Annotated in this window: 16 protein-coding genes; 6 read left to right on the top strand and 10 right to left on the bottom strand. The window is 72.6% G+C overall.

Annotation, left to right across the window (positions count from 1 at the left end; genetic code table 11):
* Positions 1-415 precede the first annotated feature (415 nt).
* Entirely contained in the window at positions 416-1,213 is a 798-nt protein-coding gene (locus tag VT50_RS35750; protein ID WP_046085034.1) for a sugar phosphate isomerase/epimerase family protein, read from the top strand.
* 92 nt (positions 1,214-1,305) lie between these two features.
* On the opposite strand, the gene VT50_RS35745 is transcribed toward VT50_RS35750, so the two are convergent.
* Positions 1,306-2,559: a macrolide family glycosyltransferase gene (locus VT50_RS35745; RefSeq protein ID WP_420822258.1), complete on the bottom strand. Its 1,254-nt coding sequence runs from the start codon at positions 2,557-2,559 to the stop codon at positions 1,306-1,308.
* A 201-nt stretch (positions 2,560-2,760) separates the two neighbouring features.
* Here VT50_RS35745 and VT50_RS35740 point away from each other — a divergent pair, with 201 nt between their 5' ends.
* Positions 2,761-4,677, top strand: coding sequence for a glycoside hydrolase family 3 protein (locus VT50_RS35740; RefSeq protein ID WP_046084993.1), 1,917 nt, complete (start codon positions 2,761-2,763; stop codon positions 4,675-4,677).
* Between the two features lie 20 nt (positions 4,678-4,697).
* Here the strand turns inward: VT50_RS35740 and VT50_RS35735 are convergent, their stop codons facing one another.
* Positions 4,698-6,101 (bottom strand): S28 family serine protease, encoded by a 1,404-nt coding sequence (locus tag VT50_RS35735; RefSeq protein ID WP_046084994.1) that lies wholly within the window; start codon positions 6,099-6,101, stop codon positions 4,698-4,700.
* Positions 6,102-6,283: 182 nt separating this feature from the next.
* On the opposite strand from VT50_RS35735, the gene VT50_RS35730 reads away from it, so the two are divergent.
* Positions 6,284-6,727, top strand: a complete 444-nt coding sequence (locus VT50_RS35730) for a hypothetical protein (protein ID WP_046085035.1) — start codon at positions 6,284-6,286, stop codon at positions 6,725-6,727.
* A 239-nt stretch (positions 6,728-6,966) separates the two neighbouring features.
* Here the strand turns inward: VT50_RS35730 and VT50_RS35725 are convergent, their stop codons facing one another.
* Positions 6,967-11,274, bottom strand: coding sequence for an ABC transporter transmembrane domain-containing protein (locus VT50_RS35725; RefSeq protein ID WP_046084995.1), 4,308 nt, complete (start codon positions 11,272-11,274; stop codon positions 6,967-6,969).
* A 313-nt stretch (positions 11,275-11,587) separates the two neighbouring features.
* Positions 11,588-11,866 carry a helix-turn-helix domain-containing protein gene (locus VT50_RS35720; RefSeq protein ID WP_046084996.1) on the bottom strand — a complete coding sequence of 93 codons (279 nt, stop codon included), beginning with the start codon at positions 11,864-11,866 and terminating at the stop codon, positions 11,588-11,590.
* A 75-nt stretch (positions 11,867-11,941) separates the two neighbouring features.
* On the opposite strand from VT50_RS35720, the gene map reads away from it, so the two are divergent.
* Both map and VT50_RS35710 read left to right on the top strand, forming a co-directional pair.
* Positions 11,942-12,709, top strand: coding sequence for a type I methionyl aminopeptidase (map, locus tag VT50_RS35715; RefSeq protein WP_046084997.1), 768 nt, complete (start codon positions 11,942-11,944; stop codon positions 12,707-12,709).
* A 235-nt stretch (positions 12,710-12,944) separates the two neighbouring features.
* On the top strand, positions 12,945-13,943 hold the full coding sequence (locus tag VT50_RS35710) for a helix-turn-helix domain-containing protein (protein ID WP_046084998.1): 999 nt from the start codon (positions 12,945-12,947) through the stop codon (positions 13,941-13,943).
* Positions 13,944-14,115: 172 nt separating this feature from the next.
* Here the strand turns inward: VT50_RS35710 and VT50_RS35705 are convergent, their stop codons facing one another.
* From VT50_RS35705 to VT50_RS35680, 6 genes are all read right to left on the bottom strand, one after another.
* The gene (locus VT50_RS35705) at positions 14,116-14,385 is read right to left on the bottom strand and encodes a discoidin/SUN/FTP domain-containing protein (RefSeq protein WP_046084999.1); all 270 of its coding nucleotides are present in this window, start codon (positions 14,383-14,385) and stop codon (positions 14,116-14,118) included.
* A gap of 137 nt (positions 14,386-14,522) precedes the next feature.
* Complete coding sequence (locus VT50_RS35700; RefSeq protein ID WP_046085000.1) at positions 14,523-15,203, bottom strand: response regulator; 681 nt, start codon at positions 15,201-15,203, stop codon at positions 14,523-14,525.
* Positions 15,200-16,555 carry a sensor histidine kinase gene (locus VT50_RS35695; protein ID WP_167396653.1) on the bottom strand — a complete coding sequence of 452 codons (1,356 nt, stop codon included), beginning with the start codon at positions 16,553-16,555 and terminating at the stop codon, positions 15,200-15,202. The genes VT50_RS35700 and VT50_RS35695 overlap by 4 nt, the downstream gene beginning before the upstream one ends.
* A 10-nt stretch (positions 16,556-16,565) precedes the next feature.
* Entirely contained in the window at positions 16,566-17,915 is a 1,350-nt protein-coding gene (locus VT50_RS35690; RefSeq protein WP_078840602.1) for an acyltransferase family protein, read from the bottom strand.
* Positions 17,908-18,831, bottom strand: coding sequence for an alpha/beta hydrolase (locus VT50_RS35685; RefSeq protein WP_046085001.1), 924 nt, complete (start codon positions 18,829-18,831; stop codon positions 17,908-17,910). Before VT50_RS35685 ends, VT50_RS35690 begins: the two co-directional genes overlap by 8 nt.
* A 218-nt stretch (positions 18,832-19,049) precedes the next feature.
* Positions 19,050-19,682 carry an SRPBCC family protein gene (locus tag VT50_RS35680; protein WP_046085002.1) on the bottom strand — a complete coding sequence of 211 codons (633 nt, stop codon included), beginning with the start codon at positions 19,680-19,682 and terminating at the stop codon, positions 19,050-19,052.
* A gap of 297 nt (positions 19,683-19,979) precedes the next feature.
* Here VT50_RS35680 and VT50_RS35675 point away from each other — a divergent pair, with 297 nt between their 5' ends.
* The gene (locus VT50_RS35675) at positions 19,980-20,183 is read left to right on the top strand and encodes a cold-shock protein (protein WP_004985680.1); all 204 of its coding nucleotides are present in this window, start codon (positions 19,980-19,982) and stop codon (positions 20,181-20,183) included.
* The last annotated feature ends 54 nt before the right edge of the window (positions 20,184-20,237 follow it).

Below are 20,237 nucleotides of genomic sequence, written 5' to 3'. Positions count from 1 at the left end.
CGCCTTCGACCCCACCACCCCCCTCCACTCGGCCCGCGCGGCAGAGGTGACCTCACTGTGGCGCCTGGCAGCTGCCTGAGGCGAGGCGTCCCCCGGACGCCGCCCGGGGGCTGAACGACCAGGGCCTGCCCGCCCCTACGGGCGTACTGGGAGCTCGCGGGCCCCGGGAGGCCACGACGTACGACGGCCGGACCACGGCGCAGGGCGCACGGCGGCCGGACCACGGCGCGGGCGGCTGGGCCACGGCGCAGGGCGACTGGGCCACGGCGTAGGGTGCTCGGCGACTGGGCCACGCGGTATGACACGCAGCAGGCGTGATCCGCAGGATTGATTCGGCCCATGCCCCTGCTTAGCGTCCCGCATGAGGGGCAAGAAGATCCCCACGTCCCGCACGAACCCCACCAAGGGAGCCCGCATGAAGCTCGCCTTCTCCACCCTCGGCATCCCCGGCATGCCCGTGTCCGACGTGGCCCGGCTCGCCGCCGGGGCCGGGTATCACGGCGTCGAGCTGCGCGCCCACCCCGAGGAGCCGGTGCACCCGGGGATCGGGGCGGACGAACGGGCCGGGGTGGCGGCGGAGTTCCGGGACGCCGGGGTCGAGATCCTCACCGTCGCCGGATATGTGCGCGCCGCCCAGGCCGGGCCGGACGAGCCGGTGCTGACCGGGCTCGGGGAGCTGCTGGAGCTCGCCCATGACCTGGGCGCCCGCAATGTCCGGGTCTTCCCCGGCGGCGGGGACCAGAGCCCGGAGGAGGCCGACGCCACGGCCGCCCGGCGGCTCGCGGCGGCCGCGCCCCGCGCCGCCGACCTCGGCGTACGGCTGCTGCTCGAGACCCATGACTCGCACCGGACGGGTGCGGACGCGGCCCGGGTCCTCGGGCTCGTGGGCCATGGCAGCGTGGGAGCGATCTGGGATGTGATGCACACCTGGCTGGGCGGCGAGGACCCGGCCACCAGCTATCCGGCGCTCTTCCCTCATCTGGGCTACGTCCAGGTCAAGGACATCGCCTCGGCCGAGGACACCACCCCGCTGCCGCTGGGCGAGGGGGTGCTGCCGCTGACCGAGTGCGTGGAGCTGCTGAGCCGCGAGGGCTGGGACGGCTGGCTGTGCTGGGAGTACGAGAAGCGGTGGTATCCGCAGGCGCGGGCGTTCCCTGAGCTGCTGGCACCGGGCCGGGAGCATCTGCTACGGCTGCTCGCCGACGCGGCCTGAGCCCCCCGCTCGGGGCCCGCCTCGCCCCGTCGCCATCGCTCAGCCCGTCGTCATCGTTCGGCCCAACGGATCTGCACGGGGCGCAGCCCCCCTCAGACTGGTAGCTCCGCCTCGATCAGGTCCGCCGCCCGGTCCGGGCCGCCCTCCCTGGCCATCCGCGTCTTGAGGGCGGCGCAGCGGGCGGCCACCCCGGTGTCGTCCACCAGGTCGAGCACCGCCTTGCGCAGCGCCGGGGCCGTGGCCTCCTCCTTGGCCAGGTGGCGGCCGACCCCGAGCCCTTCGAGCGTGTCCGCGTTGCGGAACTGGTCGACGGCCTGCGGTACGGCGACCATCGGCACCCCGCAGGCCAGCCCCTCCTGGGCGCCGCCCGCACCCGCGTGGGTGACGAAGGCGTCGGCCTCGCGCAACACGCTCAACTGCGGTATCCACCTGTGCACTTCGACATTGGCGGGGATCTCTCCGAGGTCCGCTAGGTCGACGAACTCACCGATCTGGAGCACCACGTACCAGCCCGGCAGATCGCCGAACGCCGCGACGCACGCGCGGTAGAAGCCCGGTTCCCGGGTCCAGGTGGAGCCGAGCGAGACCAGCAGGATCCGGTCGGTTCCGGCGGCCCGCTCCGGGCGGCGCCACTCCGCGATGTCGTGGCGGGCGTTCTGGCAGCCGCCGACGAAGCTGTAGACGGAGGTGTCGACGCGGTCGGCGTGGGGCTGGAGCAGCGCGGGGATGAGGGCGACACACCGGCCGGGACGCCCGATGAGCGTATCGGGATCGGTGTCGGCCAGGCCGTTGTCCTCGAGCCAGGCGCGGTAGCGCGCGTAGTAGGCCCGGCCGCGCTCCGACCGCCGCAGCTGGGCGTACATCGGCTCGAAGACCTCTTCGCGGTAGCCGTCCCAGGGCACGAAGCTGGGCGCGAGCTCGATGGCGGTCACGCCCCACCGATGGGCGAGCACATGCGCCGGGTAGGCCGTGACGTCGTACATCACCAGATCCGGCTCATCGCCCTCATAGGCCGCGAGATGCTGCGGAAGCGCCTGCTCCGCCTCGGTGAGGAACGGCTCGATGTAGTCGATCAGTTCGGAGCCCCGGGCGCCCGGCACATTCTCACCGTGGAGGATCGAGGTGTAGGTCTTCGGCTCGGCGCCGGTTTCGGCCACCTTCCCGGCGAACGACTCGGGAATGGCATAGGTGACCCGGTGGCCGCGGGCCACCAGTTCGCGGATCACCGCCAGGCTCGGGTTGACGTGCCCGTGTGCCGCGATGCCGAACATGGCGATGTGCGTGGGGGGCTTGGCATCCGTCGGTGGGGTCATAAAACGGAACATAAGCGAGAGCGGTTGCCTCATACAAATACCGCGCACACCCGGCCGGGAGTTTAGTGCCGGTCTTGTGCAGCCACCAGATCACGGTCTTTAACCGGTCCTTTCCCTTACGCTTCCCGGGGCCGTCGGAAAGGCCAACTTTCTTGACCCGGCCGCGGTGTGTGTCCCAGCGTGTCCCGCGACACCTATCGCCGCCCCCTCCGAACGTCACAGGAAGGAGTGCGGATGCACACGAAGACATCTCGCCGCGCCCTGCTCACCGCCACCCTGGCCGCCGCCGCGGCCGGTGGCTGCGGCGGACCGGAGAACGGCTCCCCCGCGCCCGCGGACCGCACCACCACCGCCGGTTCCGGCGGCCCTTCCGCGGCCCCCTCCCGGCCCACCACGGAGCCCGGCCGGGACCATGAGCGCGACCGCAGGCGGATCGACGGGCTCATCGGGCGGATGACGCTGGACCAGAAGATCGGCCAGCTCTTCGTGACGAGGGTGTACGGCCATTCGGCCACCCGCCCCGACCCGGCCGACATCGCCGCCAACCGTAAGGAGATCGGCGTCGACAACGCGGCCGAGCTCATCGCGAAGTATCACGTGGGCGGGGTGATGTACGTCGGATGGGCACACAACATCCGCGATCCCCACCAGGTGGCCGCGCTCTCCAACGGCATTCAGAGGGCCGCGCTCGCCAGCTCCGTGCCCGTCCCCGTCCTGCTCTCCACCGACCAGGAGTACGGCACCGTCGCCCGGGTCGGCGCGCCCGCCACACTGTTCCCGGGCGCCATGGCGCTCGGCGCGGGCGGCAGCGCGGCCGACGCTCGTACGGCCGCGCGCACCGCGGGCGCGGAGCTGGCCGCGCTCGGCATCCGGCAGGACTACGCCCCGATCGCGGACGTCAACGTCGACCCCGCCAATCCGGTGATCGGCGTGCGCTCCTTCGGCGCCGACCCAAAGGCCGTGGCCCGGCTGGTGGCGGCCCAGGTGGAGGGCTATCAGGGCGCCGGGGTCGCGGCCACCGCCAAGCACTTCCCCGGCCACGGCGACACCAGCGTGGACAGCCATGTCGGGCTGCCGCGGATCACCCACTCCCGGAAGGAGTGGGAGCGGCTGGACGCACCGCCGTTCCGGGCCGCGATCGCTGCCGGAATCGACTCGATCATGACGGCGCACCTGCTGTTCCCCGCGCTCGACCCGGCCGATGACCCGGCCACGCTCTCCCGCCCCATCGTCACCGGTGTGCTCCGCGAGGAGCTGGGCTACGACGGCGTGGTGGTCACCGACTCGCTCGGCATGGCGGGGGTGCGGAAGAAGTACGGCGACGACCGGGTGCCGGTGCTCGCGCTCAAGGCGGGCGTGGACCAGCTGCTCAGCCCGCCGAGCCTGTCCCTCGCCATCGAGGGGGTGCGCAAGGCCGTCCGGACGGGCGAGATCAGCGAGGACCGGCTCGACCGCTCGCTGCGGCGGATCCTCGAACTCAAGGCGCGGCGCGGCCTGTTGGACGATCCGTACACCAGCGACCGCGCGGTCAACCGCACGGTGGGCACCCGCGAGCACCGCGCCACCGCCGATCGCATCGCCGACCGCACCACCACCCTGATCACCAACCACGGCGGACTGCTCCCGCTGTCACCGCGCCGCCACCGCGATCTGCTGGTGGTGGGCGTGGACGCCGCGGCGCCGTCCGGCACCGGCGGGCCGCCGACGTCCGTCCTGGCCCGTGCCCTGTCCGGCCTCGGCTTCCGCGCCCAGGCGCTCACCACCGGCACCGGCGGCTCCCCCGGCCCCTCCCCGGAGCGCGTCGAGGCGGCGGTCGCGGCGGCGCGCGGGCGGGACGCGGTGGTCGTGACGACGTACGACATCGTCTCCGGCTCCGCGCAGCGCACCCTGGTGGCACGGCTGGTGGCCACCGGCGTACCGGTGGTGCACCTGGCCCTGCGCGATCCGTACGACATCGCGCGCCTGACCGGCCGCGGTACGGCCCCCGGCGCCTCGCTGGCCGCCTACTGCTGGACGGACGTGGAACTGCGCGCCGCCGCCCGCGTCATCGCGGGCCGGACCGCCCCGCGCGGCACACTGCCGGTCGCGGTCCGGCACGCGGACGACCCGTCCCGGGTGCGGTATCCGATCGGACACGGGCTGACGTACTGAGCCGCACGGATCCGGTGCGCTCAGGGGCGCAACACCGGCTCGCGCTCCACCTCACGGCGGTCCAGCTTCGCGTCGTGCCCGGCGAGGGGCTTGCTGGTGGGGCTGACGCCCGCCCAGCGCTGTACCTCGGCGGTGGCCTTGGCCTTCTGGCCGTCCGTCAGCTGGGCGATGCTGGAGCCGTGGTTGCCGCCGGCCACCGTGTAGACGTACGCGTCCTTGGCGCCCTTGCCGACCTGGAAGCGCTCGGCGCCCCACGGGTCGTTCTGGCCGTAGACGAAGAGCATCCGGTGGGCGTCGTGCCGGACCCAGCGGTCGATGTCCCGCATCACACCCGGCTTGAAGCGCATCGGGATGTCGCGCGGCACATAGCTGCGCGGGGCGTAGATGCCGGGGTAGCGCAGCAGCCCGGCCAGGTGCGGGGTCTTGAAGGTGGGCGAGCCGAGCTCGGTGCCCGCCTGGTAGTAGTACGGCGTGTAGGTCGCAAGGCCCTGGTCGGTGTAGGCGGAGAAGCCCGAGATCTCGTCGATGAAGCCGTACAGCTCATCGGTGGCCGCGGTCGGGGCGGGGACGTCCGCGCAGTCCTTCAGCAGGTGGTACTGCCAGAAGGCCCACACCAGGTCCAGGACCACGTTCTCGTACGCCTTGTCGGCGCTGCCGACGACCGTGAAGGTCTGCTTCTCGTCGTCCGCCCACTTCTGGTAGCGCTTCACGATCTCGTCGCGCCGCACCAGCGCCTCGCGCTGCACCGCGTTGAGCTTGGTGCGGCATTCGGCGGTGCCGACGCCCTCGAAGAAGCGGTCGTAGGCGGAGTCCTCCTTGTCGGCCACGTCATTGGGCGCCACATAGGCGACGGTGCCGTCCATGTCCCGGGGGTAGAAGCGGCGGTAGTAGGTGGCCGTCATCCCGCCCTTGCTGCCGCCGGTGGCCAGCCACTTCTTGCCGTAGAGGGGCTTCAGGGCCCGGTAGAGGCGGTGCTGGTCGCTCGCGGCCTGCCAGATGTCCAGCTTGGACCAGTCGGCGGGCTGGGGCCGGGAGGGAGTGAAGAAACGGTACTCCATGGACACCTGGTTGCCGTCCACGAGTTGGGTGGGCTCACTGCGGCGCGGTGCGGTGGTGACGTTGTAGCCCGAGGTGTAGAAGACCGTGGGCCGGTCGGTGTTCTTGTGCAGCAGCGTGAACCGCTGCTGGAAGGTGCCCTTGGAGGGGTGCCGGTGGTCCACCGGCTGGGCGTAGCTGAAGACGAGGAAGCGATAGCCCTCGTAGGGCTGCTCCGCCACGAAACGCATTCCAGGAATCGCCAGGACACGTTCCTTGATGTCCGGCTGGGCGGGGGCGGCCGGGGCCGCGGACGCGCTTCCGGCGCCCGCGCCGACCGTCCCCACCAGTATCGCGAGCGACAACAGCCATCTGAGCATCGTGCGCATACGCCCTCCCCTTGTTGCCGTGTTGACCCTTTGTCCCGTGAATTCGCACAGGTCGCCGAGAACCTATCCGGGCACACACCCGCGTCGCCAGATGCCGTCAACGCCCCAACCCGGCGCCGAATACGGAGAGTTGTTACCGCCGCCCTCTTTCGTAGCGGGCTGTGATGGCTCATGCTGCCTGTATGGACCGAGACGAACGGCACGACCGGAGTGAACGGGCCGAGCGGCTGACGCGGTATCTGAACGAATTGCAGGAGCGGATCGATCCCCGCTCGCTCGAGCTGCTGATGCGGCTGTTGCGCGAGTTGAGCACCTCACCGGCCGTCCGCGGGGGGACGTACGAGCTCGGGATGGGGCCGGAGGAGAAAGAGCTGTTCACCCCCGCTCTCCAGGCCGAGCTGCTGGTGCTGTTCGGCCTGCTCACCTCCCAGGACGAGCGTGTGGTGGTCGACCTCGGCGACAGCCCGCACGCCAAGGGCATGAAGGTGCTGGTGCCTCAGGAGCGGGCCGGGGACCCCGACTTCCTGCACCGCCACAAGCAGCGGGTGGCGGCCGAGGCGGAGCAGCGGGAGCAGGACCGGCGGGAAGTGGAGGGCATAGCGAGGGCCAGCGGCATGGAACCATGACGTTACCGTACGTAACAACGAACGAACGCTGAGCGTTACCGGCCGTACGGCGGCTGACCGGTGCACGGCGCCCCTGCGACACGGGCCCACGCGGCGCGTATTGTCCACGCGACGGCGGGCCCACGCGCCCCGAAGGGGCGCGCGGCTGTGTCGATATGCGGCTCCGCCGCCTGGGCGCGACCAGCCACGACGGCGCCGCAGACGGCCGACGGCAGGTCGGGGCACTTCCAGCCGCGCGCTCAGACGGTCGCGGGGGCCGTCTCCCCGATGAACGTGCGCCACAGCGCGGCGTACCGGCCGTCCCGCGCCACCAGCTCCTCATGGGTGCCGTCCTCGACGACCCGGCCGTGGTCCAGGACCACCACCCGGTCCGCACGGGCGGCGGTGGTCAGCCGGTGGGCGACGACCAGTGTGGTGCGCCGTCCCGTCAGACGATCCGTGGCCTGGTTGACCAGGGCCTCGGTGGCCAGATCGAGCGCGGCCGTGGCCTCGTCGAGCAGCAGGATGTCCGGGTTCACCAGCTCGGCGCGCGCCAGCGCGACCAACTGCCGCTGCCCGGCGGAGAGATTGCGCCCGCGCTCGGAGACCTCGTGGAGATAGCCACCGTCGAGCGACGCCACCATGGCATGGGCGCCGACCGCCCGCGCGGCGGCCTCCACCTCCGCGTCGCTCGCGCCGGGCCGTCCGTAGGCGATGGCGTCGCGCACCGTCCCGGCGAAGAGGTACGGCTCCTGCGGGACCACTCCGAGATGGCCCCGGTATCCGGCGAGGTCGAGTTCGCGCAGATCCACACCGTCCACCCGCACGGCGCCCCGCGTCGGGTCGTAGAACCGCGCCACCAGCTTGACCAGGGTGGACTTCCCGGCCCCGGTCTCCCCGACGAACGCCACGGTCTGCCCCGGGGGGATCGTGAGCGAGATGCCCGCCAGCGCCTCCTCGCCGTCTCCGTCCCCGCTCCCGCCCCCGTAGCGGAACCGCACCTCGTCGAAGGCGATCTCGCCGCGCACCGCGCCCATCTGGCGCGGGGCCTCGGCCACCGGTGTGGTGGTGGGCTCGCGCAGCAACTCCTGGATGCGGCCCAGCGACACGGTGGCCTGCTGATAGCCGTCGAAGACCTGGGAGAGCTGCTGGACGGGGGCGAAGAACAGATCGATGTAGAGGAGGTACGCCACCAGCGCGCCCGCCGTCAGCGTGCCGTCCCCGACCCGCCCGGCGCCCACGATGAGCACCAGCGCGGAGGCCACGGACGAGAGCAGCTGGACGAACGGGAAGTACACCGAGATCAGCCGCTGGCCGCGGATCCGCGCCTGGCGGTAGGCGTCGCTGCGCGCCGCGAACCGCTCCCGGCCGGACCGCTCGCGCCGGAACGCCTGCACGATCCGCAGCCCCGCCACGCTCTCCTGGAGGTCCGCGTTGACCACGCTCACGCGCTCGCGGGCCAGTTCGTACGCCGTGACGCTGCGGCGCCGGAACATCACCGTGCCGACGATGAGCGGCGGCAGGGTCAGGAAGACCACCAGCGCGAGCTCCACGTCGATGACGAGCAGCGCGACCAGGATGCCGAAGAAGGTCAGCAGGCTGACCACGGCGGTGACGAGACCGGTCTGGAGGAACGTGGACAGCGCGTCCACGTCGGTGGTCATCCGCGTCATGATCTTGCCGCTCAGCTCGCGCTCGTAGTAGTCGAGGCCGAGCCGCTGGAGCTGGGCGAAGATCTTCACCCGCAGTGCGTAGAGCACCCGTTCACCGGTCCGCCCGGTCATCCGGGTCTCGCCGATCTGGGCGGCCCACTGCACGAGGACGACCAGGAGCGCGAGCCCGGAGGCGGCCCACACCGCGCCGAGTGAGAGCCGCTGGACGCCCTGGTCGATCCCGTGCCGGATGAGCACGGGCAGCAGCAGCCCGGCGATCGCGTCCACGGCCACGAGCGCCAGCGCGACCAGGAGCGGCGCCCCGAAGCCACGCAGCAACCGCCGCAGCCCGTACGTCTCCTCGGGGCGGGCGGCCCGCTCCTCGTCGATGTCGGGGGTGTCGGTGGCGGGCGGCAGGGCGGCGACCTTGGCGAGCAGTTCCGGGGTGGCGGGCATCCCGGACAGCGCCCCCGAGATCCCGGGCCCGGCCACGGCCCCCGCGCCAGCGCCCACCGCCGTGTCGCCCTTACGGTCGTCACGATCGGGCCGCACCCACAGATGCGGGGTCACCCCGCGGTGGCCCGGGCCCGCTGAGCGGCCCGCCCCGGCCGCATCCGCCCCAGAGACGGCGCCACCCCCGTCCGGGACGCGAACGGCGCCGTACCCATCCGGCGCCCCTACGGTGCCGTCCGCCGCGCGAACGGCGTGCGCGGGGTCGTCCCCGCCGTGCGAACGGCCCTCGCCATCGGACGGCGCCCAGGGCTCGGGGGCCACCCCGTCGCGGGGCGCCTCACCGGCGGCGTACACAGGGCCATCCCCACCGTGCGCCCGCCAACCCGACGCGGGGCGCGGGCGCCCCTCGGGGTCGTGCACCGTGTGGTCGCCGTCGGCGGGCGGCCCGCCGTCGAGACACGGCCCGGCGTCGAGACACGGCTCGGCCAGCCCCGTCGCGGCGGACTCTCCGCCGAACCCACCGGCGAAGCCGACCGCGTGCGCGTCGGCGCCGCGCGGCTCGGCCGGGGCCGGGGCAGGGGCCGGGCCGTCGGGTCCGGCCCACCGCAGGGGGCCGTTCCCCGTCGGCGGCGTGACCACGGCCCCGGGGCCGTCGCCCCTGGGACCGTCACCGTTCGGGGCGGCGGGCGACTCGGTCTCGTCGTCCGTCACGTCGTCCGTCAGCAGGCGCCGGTACACGGCGCTGCGCGCCCTCAGCTCCTCGTCCGTGCCCACGTCCGCGACCCGGCCCCGGTCCATGACCGCGATGCGGTCGGCGAGGGCGAGGGTCGAGGGGCGGTGGGCGATCAGCAGGGTGGTGCGGCCCGCCATGACGCCCCGGAGCGCCTCGTGGATCTCGTGCTCGACGCGTGCGTCCACCGCCGAGGTGGCGTCGTCCAGGACGAGCAGCCGGGGGTCGGTGAGGATCGCGCGGGCCAGGGCCAGCCGCTGGCGCTGGCCGCCGGAGAGGGTCAGCCCCTGCTCGCCGACCTCGGTGTCATAGCCGTTCGGCAGCGCGGAGATGAAGCCGTCGGCCTGCGCGGCGCGGGCGGCGGTCCGGATCCGCTCCTCGCTCGCGTCCGGCAGCCCGTAGGCGAGGTTGGCGCGCACGGTGTCGGAGAAGAGGAAACTGTCCTCCGGCACCAGCCCGACCGCCCGGCGCAGCGAGTCGTACGTCAGCTCCCGCACATCGTGGCCGCCGATCCGCACCGCGCCCGACGACACGTCGTAGAAGCGCGGCAGCAGCATGGACAGCGTCGACTTGCCGCTTCCGGAGGCGCCCACGACGGCCAGGGTCTCGCCCGGCTCGATGCGCAGGGACACGTCGGACAGCACCGGCCGCTCGGGGTCGTAGCCGAAGCTCACCCGGTCGAACTCGACCGTCGCCGGGGCGTCCTCGGGAAGCTCCCCGGCGTCGGGGCGTTCGTCGATGACGGGCTCGGTGTCGATGAGCTCGAAGACCCGCTCGACCCCGGCCCGCGCCTGCTGCCCGATGGTCAGCAGCATCGTGAGCATCCGCACCGGGGCCACGAGCTGGGCGAGGTAGGTCGAGAAGGCCACGAAGGTGCCGAGGGTGATCTGGCCTCGGGTGGCCATCCAGCCGCCGAGCGCCAGCATGGCGACCTGGCCGAGGGCGGGGACGGCCTGGAGGGCCGGGGTGTAGCGGGAGTTCAGCCGTACGGTGCGCAGCCGGGCGGCGAACAGCCCCCGGCCGACCTCGCGCAGCTTGTCGGTCTCCTGCGCCTCCTGCCCGAACCCCTTGACCACCCGGACCCCGGTCACGGCCCCGTCGACCACGCCCGCCACGGCGGCCGCCTGCCCCTGGGCGTACCAGGTGGCGGGGAAGAGCCGGACGCGGCTGCGCGAGGCGAGGACCCACAGGGCGGGGGCGACGGCGAGGGCGACGACGGTGAGCAGCGGCGAGAGCACGGCCATCACGACGAGCGAGACCAGGAAGAGCAGAACGTTGCCGATCATCATCGGCACCATGAAGAGCAGGCCCTGGATCAACTGGAGGTCGCTGGTGGCGCGGCCGATGATCTGGCCGGTGGAGAGGTTGTCCTGCCGTCTGCCGTCGAAGCGGGCGATGGCCGCGAACATCTGTGTGCGCAGGGCGTGCTGGACGTCGAGGGCGAGCCGTCCGCCGTAGAAGCGGCGGACGTAGCTGAGGGCGTAGACGACGAGGGCGGCGACGATCAGCAGGGTGGCCCAGGGGGTGAGGGACCGGTCGTGCGAGACGATCACATCGTCGATGATCAGTTTGGGCACGAGCGGGACGAGTGCCATGACGGCCATTCCGGCGAGCGAGGCGCCGAGGGCGAGCAGCACATCGCCGCGGTACCGCCAGCAGTAGCCGAACAGCCGCCTCACCCAGCCCTGTCCGGCTCCCGGACCCTTCTCACCCCTTTCCCCCGATTCGCCCAATCCATCCGATCCATCCGATCCGCCCGATGTGTCCGCCACTACGTCCGCCACCCGTGAACCTCCCGATGCGCCTGCGCTTCCGGAAGGCACCAACACGGTGATGTGGGGATTTCATCCTGCCGCAACAAATGGATCGGGGCGCAGGGGATCTTCCCCCCCTCCCCGACACCAGGGGCTCCACCCCTGGACCCCCGGAACACGGGGGCGACGCCCCCGTCCCGACCCCTGGAACAGAGCCCCCGCTCCGGGGCCTGGCCCAGAGCCCCCGCTCCGGGATCCGGGGCAGGGCCCGCCGTGGGCGGCGGGGCCTCGGCTAGGCCGCCTCCCCCTCATCGCGTTCCGGCGCGGTAACGGCCGCGCACCGCTCCGCGATCTCGCCCAGGGTCAGCCCAAGGGTGGCGGCAAGAGCCGCGATCGTGAAGAAGGCGGGGGTCGGGGCCCGGCCGGTCTCGATCTTCCGCAGGGTCTCGGCCGAGATCCCGGCCCCGGCGGCGACCTCGGTCATGCTCCGTTCGCCACGGGCCTTGCGCAGCAGAGCGCCGAGGAAGCGACCGCGTTCACGTTCCAGCGGGGTGAGAGGAGTGCGCACCATGACCGTGATACTAATACCGGTATAGTAATTGGTGCACACCGAACCCGTGGTTCGGTCACACGAAGGGGCTCACCCATGGTGGAAATCAAGACCGACGCCTCCCTGGACGCCATGCGCGAGGCGGGCCGCGTCGTCGCCTCGGCGCTCGACGCCGCACAGCGGGCGGCGGCCGTCGGCGTCTCGCTGCGCGAGCTGGACGACGCGGCGCGGGAGGCACTGCGCGAGGCCGGGGCGAGCTCCCCGTTCCTCGGCTACCGGCCGCAGTTCGCCTCCACCCCCTTCCCCGCGGTCATCTGCGCCTCGGTCAACGACGCCATCGTCCACGGCATCCCGGGCGACTACCGACTGCGCGACGGCGATCTGGTGACCGTCGACTGCGGTGCGACGCTGGACGGCTGGAGCGGCGACGCCGCCGTCAGCTTCACCGTCGGCACCCCGCGCCCGGCCGACCTCCGGCTGATCGAAGCCACCCGGCAGGCGCTGGAAGCGGGGATCGCGGCGGCCGTCGCGGGAGGCCGGATGGGCGACATCTCCCATGCCGTGGGAACGGTCGGGCGCTCCGCGGGCTACGGCATCATGGAGGACTTCGGCGGCCATGGCATCGGCCGACGGATGCACGAGGACCCGCCGGTCCCCAACGAGGGGCGGCCCGGCCGCGGCTTTCCGCTGCGCCACGGGCTGGTGCTGGCCATCGAGCCGATGTTCCTGGCGGGCGGCCTGGACGCGTACACCACCGACGCCGACGGCTGGACGCTGCGGACGACGGACGGCAGCCGCGCCGCCCACAGCGAGCACACGGTGGCGATCACGGACGACGGCCCACGGATCCTGACCGCGCTCTGAGAAGACGGACTCAGAGAAGACAGAGGGGGCACGGAGGGCCCAGAGGGGACGCGGCCCCTCGCTCAGCACCCCTCACCCAGCACCCCCTCGCCCAACCACCGCTCCCACCCAGACACCCACTCGCGTAATCGCCCAAAAGTGGACTGTTCAATACCGAACCGTTCATCAAACACTTAGCAGGACCGTCTAAGGTCGCCCCCATCGAAAAGCGCACCACCGGCCAGGCGAAAGGATGATGACCGTGACGGTGCCCCAGATCGATGACATCCCGCCCGCGGAGCGGTTCGCGGCGTGGCGCGCCCTGTCCGAGCTGACGCCGATCCCCATGGAGCTGCACAGCGACCACGAGCACGACTTCCGCGCGACCGTACGGGGCGGAATGGACATCGGCGAGGTGATGCTGACCCACACCTCAGTACCGTCACTGCGGAACGAGCGGACGGCGGCGCACATCCGGCGCTCCGACCCGGAGCTCTACCATCTGCGGCTCACCCTGCACGGCGAGAGCGATGTGTGTCACGGGGACGCCGAAACCACCGTCGGCGCCCGGCAGTTCATGCTCACCTCCACCTCCGCGCCGTATCTGGCGGTGTGCGAGCGCGGCAGGGTCGACGGGATGACGGTCACCCTCCACCCCTCGCTGCTGCCGTTCCCGCCCGCCGACCTCCAGCGGCTGCTCGGGCAGCGGCTGTCCGGGCGGTCCGGGATCGGGGCCATGCTCGCCGACTTCCTCACCCGGCTGGCCACCGAGTCCGACGCCTACGGCCCCGCCGACGCACCGCGCCTCGGCACCGTCGCCCTCGATCTGCTCAACGCGCTGCTCGCGCATGAGCTCGACGCCGGCGCCGGTGCCGAGGCGCGCGCCGAGAACCGGCTCACCCCCGAGAGCCGTCGGCGCACCCTGCGGTTACGCATCCAGGAGTTCGCGCGGCAGAACCTGGACCGCCCGGGGCTCACCCCGGCCTCGATCGCCGCGGCCCATCACATCTCGCTCCGGTACCTCTACCGTCTCTTCGAGGAGCAGGGGCACACCGTCTCCGCGTGGATCCGCGCCCAGCGCCTGGAACGCTGCCGCCGCGACCTCGCCGATCCCGCTCTGGGCGACACCCCCATCCATGTCATCGCCGCCCGTTGGGGCTTCAGCCACGCGGCGGACTTCAGCCGCGCCTTCCGCGGCGCCTATGGCGTGCCCCCGAGGGACTTCCGCCATAGGGCGCTCACGGCGAACAGGTGAGCGGGGCTCCCCCGTCGCAACCCTGCTCACCCGTCACTGATCAGCATGGGCCCGCGGGGCCGGGATGTCATTGGCCTCCTGTGCACACTGTCTTGATCCTGCGTGCACGGACCGCGTCCGCTGCACACGGACCGAGTCCACCATGGACCACGAACCCCCGGCCCCCATCGGGTCACTTGGCGCGGGTCACCCGCAACCCCTCGATCCCCGCGCGCTTCTTGTCGTCCGCCGACCGCACGGTGACCCGTACGAAACGGGCCGGACCGGTCGTCCCCTCGCGCCAGTGGCGGCCATCCAGCGAGGTCCGCACCTCGTGGGAGACGGGGCGGGTGCGGGTCCACTGCGGGCTGACCCCCGCCAGCCGCACGGCGCGCCCGGGGTCGGCCGTGAGCGTGCCCTTCGCGGCGTCGGACACCCGCGCGGTGGCCACATTGCCGTCCACGGCGGCGCCCGCGTACGTCCCGGGCTCCTCCGTGCTCGCGGTCGCCTTACCGCAGCGCGCGACGTTGTCGGTCGGCTCGAGGTCGGGGCGGGGCGGCCGGAGGGGGAAGTACGTGAGCCCCGCCCGGGAGAAGCCGGTCAGAGTGCCGACGGGCGCACCAGCCCCGTCTCGTACGCGAAGACCGCCGCCTGGGTCCGGTCGCGCAGCCCCAGCTTGAACAGGATCCGGCTCACATGGGTCTTCACGGTCTGCTCGGCCACCACCAGCCGTTCCGCGATCTCCGCGTTCGACAGCCCCTGGGCGATCAGGGTGAGCACTTCCGTCTCGCGCTCGGTCAGATCGCCCACCCGGGCCCGGAGGGGCCCGCGCGGGGCGGCGGCGGTCACCCGGGAGAACTCGCCGATCAGGCGCTTGGTGATGTTCGGCGCCAGCAGCGCGTCACCGGCCGCCACCACCCGTACCGCATGGGCCAGTTCATCCGCCGAGGCATCCTTGAGCAGAAACCCGGACGCGCCCGCGCGCAGCGCCTCGTAGACGTATTCGTCCAGGTCGAAGGTGGTGAGGACGAGGACCTTGACGGTGGCGCCGGAGGCGGGTTCGGTGAGCCGGCGGGTGGCCTCGATACCACCGACCCCCGGCATCCGTATGTCCATCAGGACCACGTCCGGGGCGAGTTCGGCGACCTGGGCGATGGCGTCGGCCCCGTCCACGGCCTGGCCGACGACCTCGATGTCCGGTTCGGCGTTGAGCAGCACCGTGAAGCCCTGGCGGACCATCATCTGGTCATCGGCGATCAGGACGCGGATGGTCGTCGTCATACGGGGTCCTCGGCGGTCTCGGGCCTGGCGGCGGACGGGGCGGGGTGGTCCGTGGGCAGTACGGCGATCACCTCGTAACCGCCGTCCGGCGTCGGTCCTGTGGTCAGCTCGCCCCCCAGCATCGCAGCGCGCTCCCTCATCCCGAGCAACCCGTGCCCGGCTCCGGGCGAGGGCGGGGCGGGCCGGTCCGGCGCGGTGTTGACGACCCGGACGGCCAGCCCGCGCCGCTGGTACCCCAGCTCGACCCGCGCCTTGGCGCCCGGTGCGTGCCGCATCACATTGCTCAGCGCCTCCTGGACGATGCGGAACGCCGACAGCTCCACCCCCGGCGGCAGCGCCCACCGCTCCCCGGTGACATCCGTAAGGATCGTGATTCCGGTCCCCCGCACCGTGCCCACCAGCTCGTCAAGCCGGTCCAGAGTGGGCTGCGGGGCGTGCCGGGCGCCGTCGGCCAGGGCGTCCTCTGAGCGCAGCACGCCCAGCACACGGCGCAGTTCGGCCAGCGCCTCCACCGCGTTCTGCCGGATGCCCGCGAGGTTCTCCTTGAGCTCGTCGGAGGGGTTCTCGGCGAGGTGCGGGGCGACCTGGGCCTGGATGGAGATCACCGACATGTGGTGGGCGACCACGTCGTGCAGCTCGCGGGCGATGCGGTTGCGCTCCTCCAGCAGGGTGCGGCGGGCACGTTCCTCCGCGGTCAGCTCCTCCTGCTCGACCAGCCGGGTCCGCGCCACCCGGCGGCCCCGCAGCGCGGCGCCCACCACCACGGCGATGGTGAAGACCGTAAGGGCGTCATCGAGGCCGTCGTTGTGGGGATGCGAGGCGAGGGCCGAGGGGACCGCGCCCGCGAGGAGGGTCAGCACCAGCGTCTCGGCGGCGATCCTCGGGCGGACCCGCAGCGCGAGGAGGAACAGGACGAGGGTGTGCAGCGCGATCTGCGCGAAGTTCCAGGGATAGAGCAGCTGTGGCGGGACGCGGTCGTCCACGGCCAGGGCCGTCACCAGGAGCATGGCGGTCGAGAGCCACCACGCGGCGATCGGGCGGGTCAGCGCCAGCAGGACGGCCGCCGACTGCAGCACGACGAACCAGATGAGCGGCGCCGGGTCCTGGGCCTCCCCCGGGCGGGCGGGCTCCTGGAACTGCGCCATGTTGAGCCAGCCTATGAGCACCGCGAAGAGCACCGCGTGGCCATGGGGCAACCGGCCCAGCCAGCGCATCCGCGGCAGCGGATCGCGCGCCACCGTCCACAGGTCATCGCGCAGCGTGCCCGGCACCGCGCGCAGGGCCTCGCCCACCGCGCGCGCCAGGGCGCGCAGGCCGCCCGCCAGCCGGTCCGCGATCCTGCCGCCTGTCATGCGCTTGACTCTAGACACTCCGCTGCTCCGCATGCCCTGACTGCTGTGCTCGCTGGGCTTGTTGTGCTTGCCACTCGGCCTGTTGTACTCGCCGCTGGGCCTGTTGTGCTTGCCGCGCCCGCTTTCCGGGGCGTCCCTCGCGAACGACCCGGCTGCCACCGTCCGCGGCAGCGCCGCCCCCGCGGACGGCCCCGCCCCCGCCCTTCCGCGGACGACCCGCCTCGTACGCGTGGAACGCCGCCCAGCAGATCAGCAGCGCCCCCGCGAACACCGGCAGCCAGCACAGCCGGGCGAGCACCCAGCCCGGTCCTTCGGGCACGGTGTGCAACCCGGTCTGCGGTCCGGCGAGCCGCAGCGTGGTCACGCTGACCGCCATCATCGCCGTCTGGTGCCAGAGGAAGACGGTCATCGCGGCCAGGTTGACCAGCGCCACCACCGCCCACGCGGCGGGCCGCGCCAGCGCCCGGCGCAGCGGGCCGCGCAGCAGCAGGGCCGCCCCGCACTGGGCGAGCCCGAAGGTGACGGCCGCCAGCGTGGGCGGGTTGAGGTTGGAGATCGAGGCGCCGGGCACCCCCACCATCGCCGCCGGATAGCCGCCGAACAGGACGAGCCCGGCGGTGACCGCCGCGCCCCCGGTCAACAGCACCCACCCGGCCGTCCGCCCGTTCAGCCTGCCGCGGCCCCAGGCGGCGCCCAGGCAGTACGGGACCAGCCAGCCCGCCGCCAGGTTGACCCAGCCGAGCCAGTCGGGCCCGTCGAAGCCGAACCGGATCAGGTCGACATGGAGCACGACGGCGAGCGGCCACAGCGGATGCAGCCGCGCCACCAGCGGGGTCGCGGCCGTGAGCACCGCGTAGACCAGCAGGAACCACAGCGGGGACAGGACGAGTTTGAGCAGCGTGTGCACGGTCAACAGGCTCACCCCGGCGCCGAGCAGCGCCCCCGCCGCCACGGCCCATACGGTCAGCACGGCGGCCACGGGCCGGAACAGCCGGGCCAGCCGGGCGCGCAGCCACCGCCGGTAGGTGGTGCCCCGGGCGCGGGAGCAGCCGTAACTCTTGGCGCCCATCTGCCCGCCGACCAGGAAGAACACCGCGAGGGTCTGGAACGCCCAGGAGACGGGGGTGAGTTCGGGCTGGTACAGCAGCGGGCTGGCCGCGTGCAGGGTGCCGCTGTCGGCCACGAGGGCGGTCACCAGCCAGTGGCCGAGCACCACGCCGAGGACGGCGACGGCCCGCAGGCCGTCCACGGCGCGGTCGCGGCCGGGCGGGGTGGCGTCCCCGATCCGCCGGACGAGGTCACGTATACGGACCGTCTCACGCGCCCGGGCCCTCCCACACGACCGGGCCGTCTCACGCATCGCGGCCCTCCACGATCCGGCCCATGCTCACCAGGGCGGCGGAACCGGACTTGAGGTAGTCGCTGTGTCCGGCGTCCCCCGCGTCGAAGATCCGCGCGCCGAACCGCCGGGAGACCGGGTCGGTCCCGAGGCCGATGGCCGTGCCCAGGAGCGGGATCCGCACATGCGGCACCCGGCCGATCCAGTCGTTCCCGCCCCGCCCCGCCCAGACGGTGGCCCGGGTGCGCAGCTGCCGGGCGTCGTCGTACCCCGTCCCGGGGCTGCCGTACAGGACGATGTCCGCGGCCTTCAGCCCCCGTGCGGCCCGGGCGCAGACCACGGAACCGTAGGAGTGGCACAGGAGCGAGATCCGCGCCCGGGGCACGGCCGCGTTCAACTCCCGTACGAATGCGTCCAGTCGGGGAGCGGCGTCGGCGGCCCGGCCGGTGGTCAGCACCTCGGGCGTCACGGTGCCTGGTGTCTCGTACCCGAGCCAGCCGATGACGGCCGTACGGCGCCCGAGTTGACGGCTCAGCGCGAGGGCGCCGTCCCGGAACCGGCCGTACGTGTCCAGGTTGGTGTCCGACCCCGGCACCAGGACGGCGATACGGGTGGCGCGGCCCAGATCCCCGTACACCTCGACGGTACGGCCCCCGTTCCGCCCGTCGAAGGACAGGAAGTGCCGCGACGCGCCGCGCATCTTCCGCAGCGCCCGCGCCCGCTCGCGGTCCCCGTGCCGGGCGGCCATCGCCTCGGCCGCCCGGATCCCCTCCCGGTTGGCCGCGTACCGGTGCTCAAGACCCGCGACGCGCACCGGCCCGAGCGCCACCGGCGCGGGCGCGGGCACCTCACCGGGCCCGGCGGCCCCCACCAGGGGCGCCACCACCGAGGCGGTGACGAGCGCCGCGAGCAGGGCGCGGCGAAGACGGGACACCATGGCTGTTCCTTCCGTACCAACGGATGTCGTGGATACGGAAGGTATGGAGTCGGCCGTGTGGTTGGCGTCCCACCGGGGAGTGCATCTCCGGGGTAGCCCCCAGGTATGACGGGTAGGGGGTCGCCGCCCTTACGGACGGCATGCGCTCTCACGGACAGCCACCGCCCTTACGGACAGCGTGTGTTCTTACGGACGGCATGCGCCCTTACGGGCAGAGGTCAGCGCGCGGGCACGTAGAACTCCGTCGTGGCGCGCGCCGTCGCCGCCGCCACCTCCGCCGGGGCTCCCGAGGCCTCGTACGCGGCGCCCCAGCGCTCGCTGCTGCGGGTCATGAACTCCCGCGCCTCGTCCGAGGCCTGCCACGCCTCCGGGTCGGCGGGCGCGCCCTCGCCCGTCAGGTGCAGGGTGAGGCCGAGCAGCGCGCCGTCCCAGCCGACACCGACCGCGCCGGGGCCGAACCTGTCCCACATCTCGGGCGGTACGACGGCGATGTGCTCCAGCTCGAAGACGGTCCGCTCCCCGCCCTCCGCGGTCAGCCGGACCTCGACCTCGCTGAAGCCGGGGTCCTCGCCGAACAGCCAGCTCAGGGTGAGCAGCCTCGGTGGCTCACAGCGCAGGATCTCACCGCCCGCGTTGCCCGTCAGCTGGTAGTGGCCGCCGGGCTTCAGGTCGCCGCTCACCGGCAGGAACCAGCGGCTGATCCGCTCCGGGTCGGTGCACGCGTCCCAGACGTCCTCGACCGCGGCGTCATAGGTGCGCCGCAGCAGGACGGTACGGGCCTCGCCGTCGGACACCTCACGGGTGCCGACCTCGCGGTGGACGTGGTCGATCTGGTCGACGATCTCGCTCATGGGTGCTGCCTCCGCATCGGTTCCGCTGTCTCCGGGGGCGCCGGACGGCGCATGGCGCCCCCGCGGGGAGACCCGGCGGGAGAATCGTCCATCTGGTTCCCGCCGCTCCGCGCCCGTACGTGATAGTGTCTCCTTCAGTTGCAGTTTTGGTACCCATGGACTTTGTGTGCGCCTGGCGGTCTGAAGCCTCAGGCGCATTTCTTGTTTTTGCCGGTCATTTCCGGATGGGGTCATTTCGGCGACTCGGAATGCAGTCTCCCACGCGTTCCGGACCGAACCCATATGAAGGAGAAGGACATGGCTACTGGCACCGTGAAGTGGTTCAACTCGGAAAAGGGCTTCGGCTTCATCGAGCAGGATGGCGGCGGCGCCGACGTCTTCGCCCACTACTCGAACATCGCCACCAGCGGCTTCCGTGAGCTCCAGGAAGGCCAGAAGGTGACCTTCGACGTCACCCAGGGCCAGAAGGGCCCGCAGGCCGAGAACATCGTTCCCGCCTGATCGCAGCGCCTGTCACAAGCCGGGGCCCGCACCTGAAGGGGTGCGGGCCCCGGC

Origin of the sequence: Streptomyces antioxidans (assembly GCF_000968685.2) — a bacterium.
GTDB lineage: Bacteria > Actinomycetota > Actinomycetes > Streptomycetales > Streptomycetaceae > Streptomyces > Streptomyces antioxidans.
The sequence above is the reverse complement of the archived record's forward strand: the minus strand, read 5'-3'. Positions and strand labels throughout refer to the sequence as shown.